Origin of the sequence: Phocoenobacter atlanticus subsp. cyclopteri (assembly GCF_018343795.1) — a bacterium.
Classification (GTDB): domain Bacteria; phylum Pseudomonadota; class Gammaproteobacteria; order Enterobacterales; family Pasteurellaceae; genus Phocoenobacter; species Phocoenobacter atlanticus.
In genome coordinates, this window is record NZ_CP074346.1 from 390,540 (window position 1) to 410,539 (window position 20,000).

18 protein-coding genes are annotated in these 20,000 nt (G+C 34.9%); 11 read left to right on the forward strand and 7 right to left on the reverse strand.

Annotated elements, in window-relative coordinates; all coding sequences use genetic code 11:
• Window positions 1-195 precede the first annotated feature (195 nt).
• Window positions 196-576, forward strand: coding sequence for a YadA-like family protein (locus KGI96_RS01810; RefSeq protein WP_211598375.1), 381 nt, complete (start codon window positions 196-198; stop codon window positions 574-576).
• Window positions 577-692: 116 nt separating this feature from the next.
• A complete protein-coding gene (locus tag KGI96_RS01815; protein WP_211598377.1) occupies window positions 693-1,460 on the forward strand; it encodes an OmpA family protein in 768 nt (255 codons plus the stop codon).
• Window positions 1,461-1,544: 84 nt separating this feature from the next.
• Here the strand turns inward: KGI96_RS01815 and tkt are convergent, their stop codons facing one another.
• On the reverse strand, window positions 1,545-3,542 hold the full coding sequence (gene tkt / locus KGI96_RS01820) for a transketolase (RefSeq protein ID WP_211598379.1): 1,998 nt from the start codon (window positions 3,540-3,542) through the stop codon (window positions 1,545-1,547).
• Window positions 3,543-3,912: 370 nt separating this feature from the next.
• On the opposite strand from tkt, the gene rpmE reads away from it, so the two are divergent.
• Window positions 3,913-4,128 carry a 50S ribosomal protein L31 gene (rpmE, locus tag KGI96_RS01825; RefSeq protein ID WP_211598381.1) on the forward strand — a complete coding sequence of 72 codons (216 nt, stop codon included), beginning with the start codon at window positions 3,913-3,915 and terminating at the stop codon, window positions 4,126-4,128.
• Window positions 4,129-4,268: 140 nt separating this feature from the next.
• On the opposite strand, the gene rhlB is transcribed toward rpmE, so the two are convergent.
• Window positions 4,269-5,486, reverse strand: a complete 1,218-nt coding sequence (gene rhlB / locus KGI96_RS01830; RefSeq protein WP_211598383.1) for an ATP-dependent RNA helicase RhlB — start codon at window positions 5,484-5,486, stop codon at window positions 4,269-4,271.
• A gap of 151 nt (window positions 5,487-5,637) precedes the next feature.
• Between rhlB and mutH the strand changes: the two genes are divergently transcribed.
• The 6 genes from mutH (at window position 5,638) to KGI96_RS01860 (ending at window position 12,271) form a co-directional block, all read left to right on the forward strand.
• A complete protein-coding gene (gene mutH, locus KGI96_RS01835; protein ID WP_211598385.1) occupies window positions 5,638-6,309 on the forward strand; it encodes a DNA mismatch repair endonuclease MutH in 672 nt (223 codons plus the stop codon).
• A gap of 11 nt (window positions 6,310-6,320) precedes the next feature.
• The gene (locus tag KGI96_RS01840) at window positions 6,321-7,064 is read left to right on the forward strand and encodes a TerC family protein (protein ID WP_211598387.1); all 744 of its coding nucleotides are present in this window, start codon (window positions 6,321-6,323) and stop codon (window positions 7,062-7,064) included.
• 155 nt (window positions 7,065-7,219) lie between these two features.
• Entirely contained in the window at window positions 7,220-9,805 is a 2,586-nt protein-coding gene (gene leuS / locus KGI96_RS01845; protein WP_211598389.1) for a leucine--tRNA ligase, read from the forward strand.
• Window positions 9,806-9,878: 73 nt separating this feature from the next.
• Complete coding sequence (locus tag KGI96_RS01850) at window positions 9,879-10,376, forward strand: LPS-assembly lipoprotein LptE (RefSeq protein ID WP_211598391.1); 498 nt, start codon at window positions 9,879-9,881, stop codon at window positions 10,374-10,376.
• A gap of 9 nt (window positions 10,377-10,385) precedes the next feature.
• Entirely contained in the window at window positions 10,386-11,405 is a 1,020-nt protein-coding gene (holA, locus tag KGI96_RS01855; RefSeq protein ID WP_211598393.1) for a DNA polymerase III subunit delta, read from the forward strand.
• An 11-nt stretch (window positions 11,406-11,416) separates the two neighbouring features.
• A complete protein-coding gene (locus tag KGI96_RS01860) occupies window positions 11,417-12,271 on the forward strand; it encodes an RsiV family protein (protein WP_211598395.1) in 855 nt (284 codons plus the stop codon).
• Between the two features lie 60 nt (window positions 12,272-12,331).
• Here the strand turns inward: KGI96_RS01860 and pgsA are convergent, their stop codons facing one another.
• Window positions 12,332-12,877 carry a CDP-diacylglycerol--glycerol-3-phosphate 3-phosphatidyltransferase gene (gene pgsA / locus KGI96_RS01865; protein ID WP_211598397.1) on the reverse strand — a complete coding sequence of 182 codons (546 nt, stop codon included), beginning with the start codon at window positions 12,875-12,877 and terminating at the stop codon, window positions 12,332-12,334.
• 167 nt (window positions 12,878-13,044) lie between these two features.
• Between pgsA and pepN the strand changes: the two genes are divergently transcribed.
• Window positions 13,045-15,657, forward strand: a complete 2,613-nt coding sequence (gene pepN, locus KGI96_RS01870; protein ID WP_211598399.1) for an aminopeptidase N — start codon at window positions 13,045-13,047, stop codon at window positions 15,655-15,657.
• 65 nt (window positions 15,658-15,722) lie between these two features.
• The gene (locus KGI96_RS01875) at window positions 15,723-16,160 is read left to right on the forward strand and encodes a methyltransferase family protein (RefSeq protein ID WP_211598401.1); all 438 of its coding nucleotides are present in this window, start codon (window positions 15,723-15,725) and stop codon (window positions 16,158-16,160) included.
• 83 nt (window positions 16,161-16,243) lie between these two features.
• Here KGI96_RS01875 and KGI96_RS01880 read toward each other — a convergent pair whose 3' ends face one another.
• From KGI96_RS01880 to rlmE, 4 genes are all read right to left on the reverse strand, one after another.
• Complete coding sequence (locus tag KGI96_RS01880) at window positions 16,244-16,825, reverse strand: thymidine kinase (RefSeq protein ID WP_211598403.1); 582 nt, start codon at window positions 16,823-16,825, stop codon at window positions 16,244-16,246.
• A gap of 75 nt (window positions 16,826-16,900) precedes the next feature.
• Window positions 16,901-17,119 (reverse strand): cell division protein ZapB, encoded by a 219-nt coding sequence (gene zapB / locus KGI96_RS01885; RefSeq protein WP_211598405.1) that lies wholly within the window; start codon window positions 17,117-17,119, stop codon window positions 16,901-16,903.
• Between the two features lie 157 nt (window positions 17,120-17,276).
• Entirely contained in the window at window positions 17,277-19,193 is a 1,917-nt protein-coding gene (ftsH, locus tag KGI96_RS01890) for an ATP-dependent zinc metalloprotease FtsH (protein ID WP_211598407.1), read from the reverse strand.
• Between the two features lie 101 nt (window positions 19,194-19,294).
• On the reverse strand, window positions 19,295-19,921 hold the full coding sequence (gene rlmE / locus KGI96_RS01895) for a 23S rRNA (uridine(2552)-2'-O)-methyltransferase RlmE (RefSeq protein WP_211598409.1): 627 nt from the start codon (window positions 19,919-19,921) through the stop codon (window positions 19,295-19,297).
• Window positions 19,922-20,000: the final 79 nt, after the last annotated feature.

A 20,000-nucleotide genomic window follows, 5' to 3' on the forward strand; every position in this document is an offset into this window, starting at 1 on the left:
GTTGAAAATTCTGTTTATTTAGGTAATCAAACTACTGCAACTAAAGGAAATAGCGCAGGTACACAAAACTTAGATAAACAAGGTAAAAAAGGAAAAACAACTACAGCTGGTGATAAAGGTAAAGTTGAAACAGCTACAGTAAATGGTATTACTTATGGTGGTTTTGCAGGTGCTCAAGCAAATGGCGTTGTTTCTGTGGGAGCCTCGGGAAATGAACGACGTATTCAAAATGTTGCTGCAGGTGAAATATCTAAAACTTCAACAGATGCCATTAATGGTAGCCAACTTCACGCAACTAATGGAGAAGTTGCTAAACTTTCCAATAAATTAGGAAATATAAAATCTGGAATGAGTGCTGGAGTTGCTGGTGCTTATGCCGCCGCTGCTTTAGGACAACCACACGATCCTGGTGCTAGCTCGGTGGGTGTGGCAGTAGGTAATTTCCAAGGAGAATCTGCATTATCATTGGGTATTTCAACGATTTCTGATAATGGTAAATGGATTTTAAAAGGAATGGTAACTCACGATACACAAAATCACACAGGTGCAGGAGCAAGTGTGAATTATCAGTGGTAATCAGAGATTCTGTTGTTAAGTTGAGCTTCAAAGAAGCTCAACTTTTAATAATTGTTGGTTGACTAAATATACCAGTTAGCTATAATGTAATCAATTTTTAATAAGAGGTTTAAAAAATGAAACTACTAAAATATGCGGGTTTAACCGTAGGTGTGCTATCTTTAATGGCATGTACAAGCACATTAAATAATATTAATGATACAGGTGCTTTAGAGAATACTAATGTTGCAGATCTTGTTTGGCCAGAGATCGATGATGCAACACAACCAGAAGGGATTTTTCCTAATTTAGAAAATTTAGATCATATTGGTCCTGGAGTGACGAAGAAAGATTTATATTATCTGATTGAACGTCCTCATTTCTCTGAAACTCACGGAGTAAGAGAGTGGAACTATATTATGAAATTCCGTCAAGCAGATCGTAGTGTAAAAATTTGTCAATATAAAGTATTATTCGATAATAATATGGTGGCTCAACGCTTCTATTGGTTACCAAAAGATTGTTTAACAGAGAAATTTGATTTAGCTGCAGATGCATTATTCCCATTCGATCGTAGTGGAGTAAAAGATATTAAACTTGCAGGTAAGCAAAAATTAGATAAATTAGCAACACACATCACAAGTTTTGGTAATAAAGCTAAAGTACGTTTAGTTGGACATACAGATTATATTGGCAGTGATTCATATAATCAAAAATTATCTGAAAAACGTGCAAGTAGTGTTGGTCGTTATTTAGTGATGAAAGGGGTGAAATTATCTAATATCACAACTTTAGGGATGGGTGAAAAACAACCAGTTAAGCAATGTGCTAAAACACCAAAAGCAGGTTTAGTGAAATGTTTAGCGCCTAACCGTCGTGTAAGCGTTGAAATTGTTAAACTTTAATTAATAATTTAGTTTTATCTAAAGATAATAAAAAGAGAGTAATTTAATTACTCTCTTTTTTGTATGTCGCTATTTAGTAAAAAATTACAAAATCTCTTTTGCTTTTGCTACTACATTTTCAACAGTGAAACCGAATAGTTTAAATAATTCGCCTGCTGGTGCAGATTCACCAAAGCTGTTCATTCCAACAATACGTCCACCGAAGCCAACATATTTGTACCAGAAATCTGCAATACCCGCTTCAATCGCAACACGTTTAGTTACTGAGCTTAGTAATACGCTTTCACGGTATGCTTCATCTTGACGATCAAAGATATTAGTACAAGGCATTGAAACCACACGTACTTTTTTACCTTCTGCTGTTAATTGTTCTGCTGCTTTCACTGCTAATTCAACTTCTGAACCTGTTGCGATTAAGATTAGCTCAGGTGTACCTTCACACTCTTTTAATACATAACCACCACGAGAAACGTTCGCTAACTGTTGAGTATTACGATCCATTTGCTCTAAGTTTTGACGAGTAAAGATCAACGCACTTGGACCATCTTTACGTTCAACTGCACATTTCCAAGAAACTGCAGATTCCACTTGGTCACAAGGTCTCCAAGTATCTAAGTTTGGAATTAAACGTAATGCAGTTGTTTGTTCAACTGGTTGGTGGGTTGGACCGTCTTCTCCTAAACCGATAGAATCGTGGGTATAAACGAATAATGCACGCTGTTTCATTAATGCAGCCATACGGATTGCATTATGAGCATATTCCATAAACATTAAGAAGGTTGCACCGTAAGGAATGAAACCGCCGTGTAATGCAATACCGTTCATCATTGCTGACATACCAAATTCACGTACTCCGTAGTTGATGTAGTTACCATCAATATTTTTATCCGCACGAATTGGTTTTGAACCAGACCATAATGTTAAGTTTGAGCTTGCTAAGTCTGCTGAACCACCTAAGAATTCAGGTAAGATATGAGCATAAGCTTCAATTGCATTTTGAGATGCTTTACGGCTTGCAATACTTGCAGGGTTAGCTTGTAATTGTTCAATAAATGCTTGTGAATCTTTTGCCCAGTTTTCTGGTAAATCGCCATTCACACGACGTTTGAATTCTTTTGCTAATTCAGGGTATGCCACTTCATAAGCTGCAAATTTTGCATTCCATTCTTTTTCTGCCATTTCGCCTTTTGCTTTTGCATCCCATTGTGCGTAAATATCAGCAGGGATTTCAAAAGGTTTATGCCCCCAGTTTAAAAATTCACGTGTTGCTTGAATTTCAGCTTCGCCTAATGGTGCACCGTGACAGTCGTGAGAGTTTGATTTATTTGGTGAACCATAACCGATAATTGTTTTACAAATAATTAAGGTTGGGCGATCTTTTTCTTCTTTTGCATTTTCAATTGCAAATTGAATTTGTTCTGCATCGTGTCCATCAACATTACGAATAACTTGCCAGCCATAAGCCTCAAAGCGTTGTGCAGTATCATCAGAGAACCAACCATCAACGTGACCATCAATAGAAATGTTATTGTCATCATAGAATGCGATCAGTTTTCCTAATCCTAATGTTCCCGCTAATGAACAAGCTTCGTGTGAAATCCCTTCCATTAAACAGCCATCGCCTAAGAAAGTGTAAGTATAGTGATCAACAATATCGTGACCTTCACGGTTAAATTGACCAGCTAAGGTTTTCTCAGCAATTGCCATACCCACCGCATTAGTGATACCTTGACCTAATGGACCTGTTGTGGTTTCTACACCTGGTGCATAACCATACTCTGGGTGTCCAGGGGTTTTAGAATGTAATTGACGGAACTGTTTTAAATCTTCAATTGAAAGATCATAACCAGTTAAATGTAATAAGCTATAAATAAGCATTGAACCGTGTCCGTTAGAAAGAACGAAACGATCACGGTTTGCCCATTTGGGGTTAGTTGGATTATGAGATAAAAATTTACGCCATAATACTTCTGCAATATCGGCCATTCCCATTGGTGCTCCAGGGTGACCTGAATTTGCCTTTTGAACGGCATCCATACTTAGCACACGAATTGCGTTTGCTAGTTGTTTACGATCAGTCATATTTATTACTCCTTTTTGATAATTTGAATTAACCATTAGAATTTAACGTATAATAGCGTAATTTTACACTATTTTTGATAATAAATTTATCATTATATTCAAATAAAGTGTGATCTAAATCACATCAATTATTCATCAATGATTATAAAATCACAAATAATCAAAATAAATCACTTTGGAGTCTCTTTTGATAATAATAAAACATTTTTTTTGAGTAAATAAATAACTTGTTATCTAGCACTATTTTCGGTAAAATTCCGACTTCTTTGGTGCTGAGATATTCTCAGTGTTTTTTAATACGTATGGTGTTGAGGTACAAATATATTTGTATGGCTCAATGGCGATACGGTCTCAACAGAGGTTTTCTATAATGAAACAAGGTATTCATCCTAATTATGAAGAAATTACTGCAAACTGTTCTTGTGGTAATGTTATTAAAGTTCGTTCAACTGCGGGCAAAGACTTAAACTTAGATGTGTGTGGTAAATGTCACCCATTCTATACTGGTAAACAACGTGTTGTTGATACTGGTGGTCGAGTAGAACGCTTTAACAAACGTTTTGCTGTATTAGGCGGAAAGAAATAATTTAGTTTTATATGATAAACCCCACATTTTTGTGGGGTTTTGTTTTTCTAGCGAATGATCAGACAATCAAAATAAAAAATATTTATTCGTCGTGTGCAATGCCCTAAAACATTTAGGACATTTTAAAAAATGAGAATAAATTATCTTCTACGATTTTTATTATTGTAACGTTGAGTTCTTGGGCGTTTTGGTAAAGGCAATAACGCTTCAGGGTCATATTGACTGACTGGAATTTGATGCCCAATATACTCTTCAATTGCCGTTAAATTAGTAGCATAACGCTCACAGGCAAAACTGATTGAATGCCCACTTTCACCCGCACGACCTGTTCGTCCAATACGGTGTACATAATCTTCACAATCATCAGGTAAATCATAGTTAAAGACGTGTGTAACTTGTGGAATATGTAAACCACGAGCGGCAACATCCGTTGCAACTAAAATATCTAAATCACCTTTGGTAAAGCTTTCTAGCAATGCTAAACGTTTTTTCTGAGCAATATCGCCAGTTAAGATACCTACTCGATGTTTATCTGCTTTTAGGAAACGCCATACATCTTCACACTTTTGTTTTGTATTTGCAAAAACAATACAACGGTCTGGCCATTCTTCTTCCATTAAAGTTAAAAGCAGCGCCATTTTATCTTTATTAGAAGGATAGAAAAGTTCTTCTTTAATACGATGCCCCGTGCGTTGTAAAGGTTCAATCTCAATATAGGTAGCTTCATTCATATCTTCATAAGCGAGTTCTCTTACACGCTCTGAAAGAGTGGCAGAAAATAGCATTGTTAAACGGTTTGATGGAGCAGGACATTGACGCATTAAATAGCGAATATCTTTAATAAAACCTAAATCAAACATACGATCTGCTTCATCCAGCACGACCACTTGAATTTGCTCTAAATTAATTATGCCTTGTTTTACATAATCAATGACACGTCCTGTTGTTCCTACTAAAATATCAACACCATTTTCAATAGCTTTTAATTGTTTATCATAACCGTCACCACCATAAGCAAGAGCAACATTTAAATTACAATTTTGTACGAAAATTTCTGCATCAGCACCAATTTGAACAGCAAGTTCACGAGTTGGGGCTAAAATTAATGCTTTGGGTTGATTGGGTTTTGCTTCAACATTATTGTTTAATAAATGATGAAAAGTGGCAACTAAAAAAGCAATAGTTTTACCTGTACCAGTTTGAGCTTGCCCTGCAATATCTTTACCTAAAAGAGTATGAGGAAGGGTTTGTGCTTGAATGGGTGTGCAGAAATTAAAACCTTTATTATCAAGTGCTGTGAGCACATCTTGATGAATAGAAAGATCTTTAAATTGTTGTTCTGTAAGGTGTTTTGACATTATGTTTCTCAAATTTGTAAATTTTAAATAAAATCTTACCGCTTGTTGTAAGATAAAGTTATGTATAAAGATACCATAAATAGAAGAATTTTAGTAGAATTCTCTTTAATTAGTTATTGGATATTCTCTATATTACAGATCAAAATACATTATGAGCTTAACAAAATTTTCCAACACAGAAGAAGAACTATTAGCAAAAGCACAATGGTTGTCAGGCTTTAGCTTGGGTGAAGTTGCTGAACTTTTAAATATCATTGTTCCTCCTGATTTACGACGTGATAAAGGTTGGGTTGGAATGTTAATTGAAACAGCATTGGGGGCAAAAGCGGGCAGTAAGGCAGAGCAGGATTTTGCACATTTAGGGATTGAATTAAAAACAATCCCCATCAATTCACAAGGTAAACCATTAGAAACCACTTTTGTGAGCCTTGCTCCTTTGACACATAATAGTGGTATCACTTGGCAAAGTTCCCACGTTTGTCATAAATTACAACGTGTATTGTGGATCCCAATTGAAGGGGAGCGACAAATACCATTATCACAACGTCGTATTGGACAACCTATTCTATGGTCACCCACGCCAGAACAAGAAAAACAACTGAAACAAGATTGGGAAGAACTAATGGAATTAATCGTATTAGGACGATTAAATGAAATAAATGCAAAAATAGGGGAAGTATTACAATTACGTCCAAAAGGAAAAAATAGTCGTTCTCTCGCAAATGCTTTTAATCAAAGGGGAGAACAGGTACAATCCTTACCCTTAGGTTTTTATTTACGAAAAGAATTTACCTCAAAAATTTTACAACAATTTTTTAATTAAAAGGAATAGATATGTTTGAATGGATGGCTAATCCAGAAGCGTGGATTGCATTATTAACACTTTCAGCGTTAGAAATAGTATTAGGCATTGATAATATTATTGTTATTACCATTTTGGTATCAAGATTACCTCAACACCAGCATCGCTCAGCTCGTATTTTAGGTTTGGGATTAGCAATGATTACCCGAATTTTATTATTGCTTTCATTAGCTTGGATGGCTCGTTTAGTTGATCCTTTATTCTCATTTTTAAATATAGATATTTCAGGGCGAGATCTCATTTTAATTTTAGGTGGATTTTTCTTAATTATAAAAAGTGGGAGTGAATTGAAAGAGGCAGTTAGTGGTAAAATTCATAGTAATGTTTCCTATAAGGCTAAAAAAGCTAATTATATAATGACCCTTATTCAAATTGCGATTATTGATATTGTATTCTCTCTTGACTCCGTCATTACTGCAATTGGAATGGCAAACGATATTCCTGTAATGGTGTTAGCAATAATGATTGCTGTGGGAATAATGATGTTAGCGGCAAATAGCATTGGTGATTTTGTTGATCGTCATCCAACCATTAAAAACTTAGCTTTAGCCTTCTTAATCTTAATTGGATTGGCTCTGATCGGTGAAGGATTTGAGACTCATATCCCTAAAATAGCGGTTTATACTGCAATGGGATTCTCGGTCATCGTAGAGCTCTTGAATATCCAAATGAAAAAAAATATTGAGAAGTGTAAAGCGCGTAGTAGTGATGAATAGATATTTATATAATTTTATGTAAATTATAGCGGTAAGTTATTAATAAGATTTTGCAAAATTAAGTAAAACTCATTGCTTTTTATTTAAAAAAAACGAAATTTAAGCTATTCTATCAGATAATTTTTTCTATTAAATTTTTAAGGTAGTAAATCATTATGCAACAACAATATAACCCAAAAGAAATTGAAAAAAATGTTCAGCATTACTGGGCAGAAAATAAAGTATTTAAAGCAGTGAAAGATGCATCAAAAGAAAAGTATTACTGTCTTTCAATGTTTGCCTATCCATCTGGTCGTCTACATATGGGACACGTGCGTAATTATACCATTGGTGATGTCATCGCTCGTTATCAACGAATGCAAGGTAAAAATGTGTTACAGCCTATTGGTTGGGATGCTTTCGGTTTACCTGCTGAAGGGGCGGCAATTAAAAATAAAACAGCTCCAGCAGCGTGGACATATAGCAATATTGAATATATGAAAAACCAACTTAAGATGTTAGGTTTTGGGTATGATTGGGATCGTGAAATTGCCACTTGTCGTCCTGAATATTACAAATGGGAGCAGTGGTTTTTCACAGAATTATATAAAAAAGGCTTAGTGTATAAAAAAACCTCAACAGTAAACTGGTGTCCAAATGATGAAACTGTACTCGCAAATGAGCAGGTACACGATGGTTGTTGTTGGCGTTGTGATAGCCCTGTAGAACAAAAAGAAATTCCACAGTGGTTTATTAAAATTACAGATTATGCAGAGCAGTTACTCGGTGGATTAGACAATCTTCCACAATGGCCAGATATGGTTAAAACTATGCAACGTAACTGGATTGGGCGTTCAGAAGGGGTTGAAATTACCTTTAAAGTAAAAGACAGTGATGAAGAATTACCTGTTTATACCACTCGTCCTGATACTTTCTTTGGTGTCAGTTATGTTGCCGTAGCGGCAGCACATCCATTAGTACAACAAGCGGTAGGATCTAATCCAAAACTTGCAAAATTTGTGGATGATATTAAAAATACCAAAGTGGCAGAAGCTGAACTTGCTACAATGGAAAAGAAAGGAATGGCAACGGGTTTATATGCTATTCACCCTTTAACAGGAAAAGAAGTACCAATTTGGGTGGCAAATTTTGTGTTAATGCACTACGGTACAGGAGCGGTAATGGCAGTACCCGCACACGATCAGCGTGATTTTGAGTTTGCTAAAAAATATGATTTGCAAATAAATCAAGTTATCGCACCGCTTGATGGCACTGAAATTGACTTAAATAATGACGCCTTTGTTGAACACGGCAAACTGGTTAATTCAGGTGAGTTTGATGGGTTAGAATTTGAGGCTGCATTTAATGCCATTGCAGATAAATTAGAACATTTGGGCTGTGGAAAACGCCAAGTAAACTACCGCTTACGAGACTGGGGTGTATCTCGTCAACGTTATTGGGGTGCACCTATTCCAATGGCAACCTTAGAAAATGGTGAAACGGTCACTATTCCAATGGAAGATTTGCCAGTAGAATTACCTGAAGATGTTGTAATGGACGGTGTAAAAAGCCCAATTAAAGCCGATCCAGAATGGGCTAAAATGACCATTAATGGGCAAGCGGCGACACGTGAAACGGATACCTTTGATACCTTTATGGAATCCTCTTGGTATTACGCTCGTTATACTTCTGCACATTATGAAAGTGGAATGCTTGATCCTGATGAGGCGGATTACTGGTTACCAGTGGATCAATATATTGGTGGAATTGAACACGCAATAATGCACTTATTGTATTTCCGTTTCTTCCATAAATTATTACGTGATGCAGGCTTTGTAACCAGTGATGAACCTGCAGAGAAATTATTATGTCAAGGTATGGTATTGGCGGACGCTTTTTATTATACAGGAACAAATAATGAACGCATTTGGGTTTCCCCAACAGAAGTAACGGTTGAACGTGATGAAAAAGGGCGTATAACTAAAGCTGTTGATAAAGAAGGACGTGAATTAGTTCATACTGGTATGACAAAAATGTCAAAATCTAAGAATAATGGTATCGATCCACAAGAGATGGTAGAAAAATACGGTGCAGATACGGTACGTTTATTTATGATGTTTGCAGCTCCTGCTGAAATGACACTGGAATGGCAAGAATCTGGAGTGGAAGGGGCGAAACGTTTCTTAGGGCGTATTTGGAATTTAGTCTTTAGCTATCAACAATCGCCTGCAACGGTAGAATTAGATCCTGCTACCTTTAATGCAGAACAAAAAGCATTACGTCGTGAAGTTCATAAAACCATTGCAAAAGTGAGTGATGATATTGGTCGCCGTCAAACATTCAATACTGCCATTGCCGCAGTAATGGAGTTGATGAATAAATTAACCAAAGCATCCCTTGAAAATGAGCAAGATAAAGCGATTATGGGTGAGGCATTAAGCGCTGTGGTGCGTATGCTTTACCCAATCACACCTCATATCTGTTTTGAATTATGGAAAGTTTTAGGTAATGAAACCACCATTGATAATGCAGAGTGGGTAACTTTTGATGAATCTGCAATGGTGGAAGATGAAAAATTGGTTGTGGTTCAGGTAAACGGTAAAGTACGTGGTAAAGTCACTGTTGCTGCCGATGCGGATGAAGACACTGTAAAAGAAATCGGTTTAAGTGATGAAAATGTAAAACGCTTTATTGACGGAATGAACATTGTCAAAGTCATTTATGTACGAGGTAAATTATTAAATGTGGTTGTGAAACCATAAGATAATTTTGTAAATTTATATACGACAGGGTATAACCCTGTCGCTATATTATGGATTAAAAATAGGTAAAATTATGTATAAAAAACTTTCGTTTATTGTTGTATTTTTTATGGCAACAATGCTCACTGCTTGTGGTTGGCACTTTAAAAATACCGAAGTACTGCCAAAAGAATTACAAACGCTTACGTTTGCTACTAGTGATCCTTATGGGGATATGGCAAGAGCATTACGTAATGAGTTATTATTACAGAATGTTAATTTAGTTTCGTTACAAAAAAATATTCCAGTATTACGCTTGAATTCTACCTCAAATAGTTCTCACGTTGCTTCTGTTTTTAAGCACGCTCGTGAAGCTGAGAAGATTTTAAGTGTAAAAGTTTCTGCAAGTCTGAATATCCCAAATAAAGGAGTTTATCCACTTGAGGTGGTTGTTCACAGAACCTTTTTTGATGACTCACGTGCAGCGCTTGCAAAATCAGCTGAACAAGAGATGATGGTTACCGATATGTATAAGCAGGCGGCTCGTCGTATTACTATAAAAATGGTTGCATTACATAAAAGCATAAAATAAGTTAAAAATATGCAAAAAATCTTACCTGAAGCGTTAGAGGTTATATTAAATAAAGAATTAAGACCTGTTTATTTTTTGATAGGTCAAGATCTTCTATTGGTAAATGAAACAAAAGAGTTAATTATTCAATTTGCTCGAAAAAATGATTTTGACGAGCAAATTGAAATGACGGTCTCTAATGAAACAAATTGGGAAGATTTATTTGAAAAAATGCAATCAATCGGACTATTTTTTAATCGTCAAATTGTTATTTTAAATTTGCCTGAAAATATCAATGCAGCTTATCAAAAAAAATTACAGGAATTTGTTTCTTTAATTCATTCTGATTTATTGATTATTTTTCATTTTCCTCGATTTACGAAAACAATTGAGAAACAGCCGTGGATAGCACAAATTTCTCCTCTTGCGATTAATTGTCAAACGCCTGATGGCACAAAATTATCAGCGTGGCTGACTCAACGAGCAAAAGTGATGAATTTGCAGTTAGATAGTGAGGCTAATCAATTGCTGTGTTATAGCTATGAAGGAAATTTATTAGCATTAAAACAGGCATTACAGTTATTACAGCTTCGTTTTCCTGAGGGAAAAATTAGTTTTAATAAAGTCAAAGAAGTGATAGAGCAGTCTGCTCAATTTACGCCATTTCAATGGATTGATGCACTATTGGAAGGAAAAATAAGTCGAGCTTTACGTATTCTGTCACATTTAAAAAATGAAGATGTTTCTCCTATTATTTTATTGCGTATTATTCAAAAAGAATTATTAATTTTACTTGATCTTACTGGAACAAATTTGCAAAATGTTGCTTTAAACCAACCGCTTATAAGTGATAATTTGCGTATGGAATTTGATCGTTTAAAGATATGGCAAAATAAGAGAAGTTTTTATCAAAGTGCAATAAGTCGATTAACTTATTATCAATTATTTCACTTATGTCAGCAATTAGCCGAACTTGAGCGTAAAATCAAAAAAGATTTTAGTGATGAAATTTGGTTAGAATTAGAACGTTTTTCTTTTAAATTCAAATAAGGAAGATATAAATGAAAAAAATATTTTTAAGTCCTTTACTTATACTGGCATTCTTTTTAGTTGGATGTAATGATGAACAAACAATGCAAGAAATTAAAGATCTTAAATCTCAAATTAAATTGTTAGAAAAGTCACAAATGATCAAGGTAGAAAATGAAGTGGTGTTTGATAAAAAAGATACCAAATATCCTCTTGATTTTTCTATCTTTACACTTAAAACCAATAAAGAATGGCTAAACAACCAGCTTTTGGTTGCGTTGTTAAAACATCATTCAAAAAACAAAGACACATTAAAAATAAATAATCCGAAACAGCAATTAATAGATGAATTTACACAAAAATATCAAAGTGAATTAACAGAAGCTAAAGATATTTTTGCAGATACACCACAAGATAAAATTAGCGGTACTTATTTTAGTGCGATATATCATTCTAATATTGATTATGTTGGACAAAGAGAAAATATTGCTACTTTCACTTTATATGATTTTAATTATATTGGTGGTGCTCATGGCATACATAATGTGACCTATCTCAATTTTGACTTAAACAGTAAAAAAGTTCTTTCTCTTGATGATTTATTTAATAAAGAAAATCAAACTAAATTAAAAGAAATGCTATGGGAACGTTATGAACCACAGTATCGTAAAGCAGATGGGAATATGGGCTTTTTCTTTACCACTAAGCAGAAATTATATTTACCTGAAAATTTCTATTTTTCAGGAGTGGGACTTAATTTAGTCTATCCTGTTTATGAAATTGGTTCGTATGCAGACGGACAAAAAGAACTGATATTACATTGGGCAGATATAATGCCGTTAATTAATGAACAGTATAAAGTGATGAGAGGATTAATTTCTGAATAGTTCGAAATGGGTTGTTTGAAGAATAAAAAAACGGTGGCTTATTTGACCACCGTTTTATTTTTATTGGATTAAACTATTTTTTGATGCTTTTAGATATTGCATCATTGACCATATTGTTAAAATAGAGGCTATATACAGAGCAATAAAAGCAGCGACTTCCATTGCAAAATTGTATCGCCATAATAATCCGCCTAAAGAGAGCATTTGAGCCGTCGTTTTGACTTTACCCATCCAAGAGACTGCAACATTTGCTCGCTCTCCAATTTCAGCCATCCATTCACGTAATGCTGAAATAATAATTTCACGGGAAATCATCACAATCGCAGGAATAGTAATCCACCAAGTATGATAATGTTCAACCACACACACTAGTGCTGCAGCAACTAATACTTTATCTGCAACAGGATCTAAAAAAGCCCCCAGACGAGTCACCTGACTCCATTTTCGAGCTAAATATCCATCAAACCAATCTGTAAGCCCTGCAATAAAAAAGAGTAATGTCGTAATTTCAGGGGCATATTTGAATGGCAAATAAAACGTAATAATAAAAAGAGGGATTAAAATCACTCTAAAAATAGTTAAGTAGGTCGGTAAGTTTAACTTCATTTTTTGCTCAATAGTCAAGTGGAACCAGTATTGACTATATTCTATTCTATCGGAGCGAATGATGAAAGAGAAAAACAAAAATAAGCGGTCACTTTTATTAAATTTTTTGTAATTTACCTCAAATATATTTAAACTAGGCATATAATCTAATTTTCTAAGGAAATTGTATGCAACCTAAAGCGAAACATAGAAAGGATTATCAATATCCAGATTTTACTATTAATGAAATCTATCTTGATTTTCAACTTGATTCTATTGAGACTGTCGTGACCTCTACTTTAACTGTTGAGCGTAAAAATCCACAGGCAATACAGCTACGTTTAGATGGTCATAGTTTTGAATTTTTATCATTAAAATATAATGATGCTGAATTTAAACAGTTTACACAAGATAAAGAATCTCTTACATTAGATTTAGCCGATTACCCAAATCGGGAATTTAAACTAGAAATTAAAACCAAACTTAACCCTGCACAAAATACGTCTTTACAGGGGCTATATCAATCTGGTGATGGCATTTGTACACAATGTGAAGCTGAAGGTTTTCGTCAAATTACTTATATGCTTGATCGCCCTGATGTACTTGCAAAATATACGACAAAAGTAACCGCTTCAAAATCACAATTTCCTTTCCTACTTTCAAATGGGAATCGTGTTGCACAGGGTGAGTTAGAGAATGGGCGTCATTGGGTTGAATGGCAAGACCCTTATCCAAAACCAAGTTATCTTTTTGCTTTAGTGGCGGGGGATTTTGATTTACTTCAAGATACTTTTACCACAATGAGTGGACGAGAGGTTGCATTAGAAATTTATGTGGATCGTGGCAATTTAGATCGAGCCTCTTGGGCAATGGAAAGTTTAAAACGTGCAATGAAATGGGATGAAGAACGTTTTGGACTAGAATATGATTTAGATATCTATATGATTGTAGCCGTCGATTTTTTCAATATGGGTGCGATGGAAAACAAAGGCTTAAATGTTTTTAACTCTAAATACGTGTTGGCTAATTCGCAAACTGCGACGGATACTGATTATATTGATATTGAAAGTGTGATTGCTCACGAATATTTTCATAACTGGACGGGCAATCGTATTACCTGCCGTGACTGGTTCCAGCTTAGTCTAAAAGAAGGATTAACCGTATTTAGAGATCAGGAGTTTACCTCAGATTTATGGTCTCGCCCTGTGAAACGTATTGAAGATGTGCGTTTATTACGCTTAGTCCAATTTGCTGAAGATGCTAGCCCAATGTCTCATCCAATTCGCCCTGAAAAAGTAATTGAAATGAATAATTTCTACACCGTGACTGTGTATGAAAAAGGGGCAGAAGTAATTCGAATGCTCCATACGTTATTAGGTGAAGAATTATTTCAAAAAGGAATGCAACTTTATGTGAGCGAAAATGATGGTACTGCGGCAACTTGTGAAGATTTTGTTTCTGCAATGGAACGAGCATCAGGTATCGATTTAACACAATTCCGACGTTGGTATAGTCAATCTGGTACCCCAGAATTAACGATTAGTGATGAGTATGATGAAAGAAATTATATTTATCGCCTTAAAGTGACACAAAAAACACCTGCAACAGCGGATCAATTGGATAAAGTGTGTTTACATATTCCACTTAAAATACAGTTATACTCCCAAGAAAAAGGGAAAAAAATTAAATTACAGTATAATGGGAAAAGGGTAAATGATGTATTAGATATCACTCAAGATCATCAAGTATTTGAGTTTCATAATGTAAAACATCAGCCAGTTCCAGCACTACTTTGTGATTTTTCAGCACCTGTACGATTAGAGTATAATTATTCTGATGAACAGCTTATTACATTGCTAAAATATACAGAAAATGATTTTGTGCGTTGGAATACGATACAAACATTGTTTAATAATGAATTACATCAAAACTTAATTCGTTACCAACAGGATGAAGAATTAGTTCTATCTGAAACAATATTAGACGCATTAAATTTAGTTTTAGCCGATCAAAAAGATACGATGCTTACTGCTTTAATGCTCACTTTACCAAAAGAAACAGAATTTGCTGAGTTATTTACGGTAATTGATCCTGAAGGAATTGCAGCGGTACACCAATTTATGCAGCGTACTATTGCTAAAAACTTAAGAAATGAATTAATCAATACTTATCACCAAAACAGAACAGAGACTTATCAAGTTACTGTTCAAGATATTGCAAAACGAGCATTGCGTAATACGTGCTTGTCTTATTTAGCCTTTACTTCAGAGGGAAATAAGCTAGTTTTATCGCATTATCAATCAGCCAATAATATGACGGATACATTAGCCGCATTAAGTTTAAGTGCGAAAGCTCAACTTGATTGTAGAGATCAATTATTAAATGATTTTGAAGAAAAATGGCATCACGATGGTTTGGTAATGGATAAATGGTTTACTATTCAAGGAAGCCGTCCAGATGATAATGTATTAGAGATTGTTCAAGATTTACTGGAACATCGTAGTTTTAATTTTAAAAATCCAAATCGAGTGAGATCGCTTATTGGAACCTTGTGTTCACACAACTTAAAAGCATTCCATAAAATTGATGGTTCTGGTTATCGTTTCCTTGTGGAAATTTTAATTAAACTAAATGAAATTAATCCACAAGTGGGGGCTCGTTTGATTGAACCGTTAATTAAGTTTTCTCGTTACGATACTCAACGTCAAACATTAATGCGTCGAGGCTTAAAACGTTTATTGGATATAGATAACTTATCTGATGCACTTTTTGAAAAAATAGATAAAGCATTACAACAATAGTATTGGAGAAAGGGAGTTCACATAATCCCTTTTCGTTTTGTAAAACAATTATTTTAAGGAAACAAATGGAATTAAAACTCCCACCACCAGTGATATTTTTAAGTTGTGCATTATTAATGAAGTTTATGCCTAAATTAGGGGTGTTTAATTGTCATATCAGCATAATTATTGTGGTTATTTGTGTTGCTATCATTATTGATATGATGAGTTTATGGGTCTTTTTCAAAGAAAAAACAACGGCGAGTCCTTTTAATCCAAATAAAACCTCAACTTTAGTTACTTATGGTATTTATGGTGTTACTCGAAATCCAATGTATTTAAGCCTTGCAATGTATTTATTTGCTTGGGGATTGTGGCTTGGAAATAGTGTAAGCTTAGTTGGTATTGTATTGTTTTGCCTTTATATTACCTATTTTCAGATTTACCCTGAAGAACGTTATTTAGAAAAACAATTTGGTGAAATGTATCGCCAATACAAAAAAAGAGTAAGACGCTGGATTTAGAGATTAAAAGAGCGGTTACATTACTTTAAGAATTTGCAAAATAGGGCATAAATGCCCTATTTAATAAAAAGTATAATTGACTTTTATAACTGACCTGTTTTCTCTTTATAATGACGACGACAGACCGCTAAATAGCTATCATTACCACCAATTTGGATCTGAGCGCCTTGGGTAATAGCTTCCCCTTTCTCATTCATTCGGATAACAAAATTTGCTTTTGAACCGCAATAACAAATTGTTTTTAACTCTTTAAGTTGATCCGCCCAAGAAAGGAGATAACGACTTCCTTCAAATAATTCAGATTGAAAATCGGTGCGTAAGCCATAGCAAAGAACAGGAATTTTGAGTTTATCTACCACTTCTGTTAACTGATAAACTTGTGCTTTACTTAGAAATTGTGCTTCATCAATGAGTACACAATGTAGTGGATTTTCTTTAATATATTGAGCGATTTCTTCAAATAAATCAGAGTCTGATCTAAATAATAACGCCTCTTGTGAAATACCAATACGAGAAGAGACTTTTCCCACTCCAAAGCGATCGTCAATCGCAGCAGTATAAACAAGGGTACTCATTCCTCTTTCTTGATAGTTGTAAGATGATTGTAGCAGGGTCGTTGATTTTCCTGCATTCATTGATGAATAGTAAAAATAGAGTTTTGCCATAATAATTTATATGTAAAAAAGAGTTGTATGTAAAAAAACGGCTAATAATAATCAGCCGTTTAATAGTAAATAATATTAGATATTATCAATTTGCCCAAGTAGAGAGCGTACACGATCTTGCCATTTGTCTTGCTCTGCTTTTAACGCTTCATTTTCTTGAGTGAGTTTTTCTTTGATTGAATTTAGTTCGTTGTTCTTTCCTTTGAACTCTTCAACTTCAAGTTGTAACAGTTGAATGGTTTCAACCGTTTCTCTAATTTTTTTCTCTAATTGATCAAGAATTTCAACAGACATAATTTTTTCCTTAGTTTGATGATGATTACGGATTATAATCGAATTAGTTTACCTTTTCAGCTAAAAGTTTATTTAGATCTGAAAATTATGTTTAAGTGATTAATTTTTATAAAAAACCCTATACTAATTACTTAGTTAGGGCTTTAAAACCATTATCTTATAACATATTAGGTACAGAATTATCTGAACTTTCTTCTGCTTCTATATCTTTTAATTGTCCTTTTTCATCGGAATCATTATTTGATGATGTGGAATTATTATCATCATTCCAACCTTCAGGATCTTCAACTGGACGACGTTCCATTAATGCCTTAATTTGTGGCATATCAATCGTCTCATATTTCATTAATGCATCTTTCATTGAGTGAAGAATATCCATATTATCAGATAGACATTTTCTCGCTCGTTCGTAGCTACGTTCAACAATTTTACGGACTTCTTCATCAATAAGTTTAGCCGTTTCTTCTGAGACGACTTTTGGAGCACCAAAACCTTCATCATCTTTATAGAGAATAGGACCAAGATTTTCTGAAAATCCCCATTCAGTCACCATTCTACGAGCTAAACCAGAGGCGACCTGAATATCACTAGATGCACCCGTTGAGATATTTTCTTTACCATAAATAATTTCTTCCGCTAAACGTCCACCGTAAACACTTGCAAGTTTACTTTCAATTTGTTTATGGCTCATACTTATACGATCACCTTCAGGCAAGAAGAAGGTTACTCCTAAGGCTTGTCCACGCGGGATGATAGTTACTTTATGAACAGGGTCGTGTTCAGGCATCAAATACCCAACAATAGCGTGTCCAGCTTCGTGATAGGCCGTCGATTCTTTTTGTTCTTCCGTCATAATCATTGAACGACGTTCAGGACCCATATTGATCTTATCTTTTGCTTTTTCAAAATTTTCCATTGTCACAGTTTTTTGATTTGATCGAGCAGAAAAAAGAGCCGCCTCATTTACAAGGTTTGCTAGGTCAGCCCCAGAATAACCTGGAGTACCACGAGCAATAATCATTGGATCAACATCAGCAGCGATTGGCACTTTTCTCATATGTACTTTTAAGATATGCTCACGACCACGTACATCAGGTAACCCAACCATCACTTGGCGGTCGAAACGACCAGGACGAGTTAATGCATTATCTAACACATCAGAACGGTTGGTGGCAGCAATAACAATGACGCCTTCATTTCCTTCAAAACCATCCATTTCAACTAACATCTGGTTTAAGGTTTGTTCACGTTCATCGTGTCCACCACTAAAGCCCGCTCCACCACGTTTACGACCTACTGCATCAATTTCATCAATAAAGATGATACAAGGTGCATTTTTCTTCGCTTGTTCAAATAAATCACGAACACGAGACGCCCCTACACCAACAAACATTTCGACAAAGTCAGAACCTGCCATAGTAAAGAATGGCACTTTCGCTTCACCTGCGATAGCTTTTGCTAGAAGGGTTTTACCTGTTCCCGGTGGACCAACCATTAAAATACCTTTTGGAATTCGTCCACCCAGCTTTTGGAATTTAGAAGGATCACTTAAAAAATCAACGACTTCACTGACTTCTTCTTTTGCTTCATCGCAACCTGCTACATCTGCAAAAGTTGTTTTTACTTGATCAGGAGATAGCATTTTAGCTTTGCTCTTTCCAAAGCCCATTGCTTTACCACCACCGCCTTGCATTTGACGCATATAAAATAGCCAAAAGCCGATCAACAACATCATTGGGAACCAAGAAATAAAGATTTGAGATAAGAAACTTCTTTGCTCTTGTGGTTGCCCTGAAACAACAACATCTTTTTTAAGAAGTTCATTTAATAGATCACGATCAGGAAGAGGCATTACAGTTTGATATTTAGTGCCGTCTTTTTTCGTGACTAAAATAGTTTCATCGCTTGATTTAAAATCAACACCTTTTAAGTGATGATTGTCTAAATCCTTGATAAAGGTAGAATATTCCACCGTATTGGCAGAAGTATTAATAGAATTAAATCCTTCAAAAGCAGTCATCAAAACAACGGCGACTACCACCCAAAGTAAAACGTTTTTAACCATATCGTTCAAGGTTAATTTCCTCTATATGTAATAAATTATGTATAAGGGTACTACAAAATGCATATTTAAACTATGCTAAGCGGTCAGATTTATTTAAAAATTTGCAAAATCTATCCTTTGTATCCCATTGCGACAATATAAACTTCACGAGATCGTCCACGAGAAGCCTCAGGTTTACGTACTTTAACTTTCGTAAACATTGTCCGAATTTCTTTTAAATATTCATCAAAGCCTTCTCCTTGAAACACTTTCACAACAAAACTTCCGTTTTTAGTTAAAACTTGACGACACATATCTAGGGCAAGTTCGACTAAATACATTGAACGGGGAATATCCACTGATGGTAAGCCACTAAAATTAGGTGCCATATCAGACATTACTACATCGACTTTCTTTGCACCTACTCTTTCAAGTAATGCGTGGAGGACACTTTCTTCTCGAAAATCACCTTGTAGAAAATCAACACCTGCAATAGGGTTCATATCTAAAATATCACAGGCAATGACACGCCCTTTTCCTCCAATTTGAGAAACCGCATACTGTGACCAGCCACCAGGTGCTGCTCCTAAATCAACAATAGTCATTCCTTGTTTGAATAAATGGTCGGTTTGTTGAATTTCGTCAATTTTAAAATAAGCACGTGAACGCAACTTTTGTTTATGTGCTTTTTGGACAAATCGATCTTTAAAATGTTCAGCAAGCCATCGTGATGAACTTGCACTTCGTTTTTTACTCATTAATTATTTCTTCTTTTTCTAAAGTTATTCTCTAATAATAAGGGTGAAATTATTTAATTCAAGTACAATTTTGTGTTTA

Excerpts from the sequence above, each read along its gene's own strand:
- KGI96_RS01815 (WP_211598377.1), top strand. The coding sequence starts at position 693 with ATGAAACTACTAAAATATGCGGGTTTAACCGTAGGTGTGCTATCTTTA.
- holA (WP_211598393.1), top strand. The coding sequence starts at position 10,386 with ATGCAAAAAATCTTACCTGAAGCGTTAGAGGTTATATTAAATAAAGAA.
- rlmE (WP_211598409.1), bottom strand. The coding sequence starts at position 19,921 with ATGAGTAAAAAACGAAGTGCAAGTTCATCACGATGGCTTGCTGAACAT.
- KGI96_RS01860 (WP_211598395.1), top strand. The coding sequence starts at position 11,417 with ATGAAAAAAATATTTTTAAGTCCTTTACTTATACTGGCATTCTTTTTA.
- rpmE (WP_211598381.1), top strand. The coding sequence starts at position 3,913 with ATGAAACAAGGTATTCATCCTAATTATGAAGAAATTACTGCAAACTGT.
- pepN (WP_211598399.1), top strand. The coding sequence starts at position 13,045 with ATGCAACCTAAAGCGAAACATAGAAAGGATTATCAATATCCAGATTTT.
- pgsA (WP_211598397.1), bottom strand. The coding sequence starts at position 12,877 with ATGAAGTTAAACTTACCGACCTACTTAACTATTTTTAGAGTGATTTTA.
- tkt (WP_211598379.1), bottom strand. The coding sequence starts at position 3,542 with ATGACTGATCGTAAACAACTAGCAAACGCAATTCGTGTGCTAAGTATG.
- KGI96_RS01840 (WP_211598387.1), top strand. The coding sequence starts at position 6,321 with ATGTTTGAATGGATGGCTAATCCAGAAGCGTGGATTGCATTATTAACA.
- mutH (WP_211598385.1), top strand. The coding sequence starts at position 5,638 with ATGAGCTTAACAAAATTTTCCAACACAGAAGAAGAACTATTAGCAAAA.
- zapB (WP_211598405.1), bottom strand. The coding sequence starts at position 17,119 with ATGTCTGTTGAAATTCTTGATCAATTAGAGAAAAAAATTAGAGAAACG.
- KGI96_RS01850 (WP_211598391.1), top strand. The coding sequence starts at position 9,879 with ATGTATAAAAAACTTTCGTTTATTGTTGTATTTTTTATGGCAACAATG.
- KGI96_RS01880 (WP_211598403.1), bottom strand. The coding sequence starts at position 16,825 with ATGGCAAAACTCTATTTTTACTATTCATCAATGAATGCAGGAAAATCA.
- leuS (WP_211598389.1), top strand. The coding sequence starts at position 7,220 with ATGCAACAACAATATAACCCAAAAGAAATTGAAAAAAATGTTCAGCAT.
- KGI96_RS01875 (WP_211598401.1), top strand. The coding sequence starts at position 15,723 with ATGGAATTAAAACTCCCACCACCAGTGATATTTTTAAGTTGTGCATTA.
- rhlB (WP_211598383.1), bottom strand. The coding sequence starts at position 5,486 with ATGTCAAAACACCTTACAGAACAACAATTTAAAGATCTTTCTATTCAT.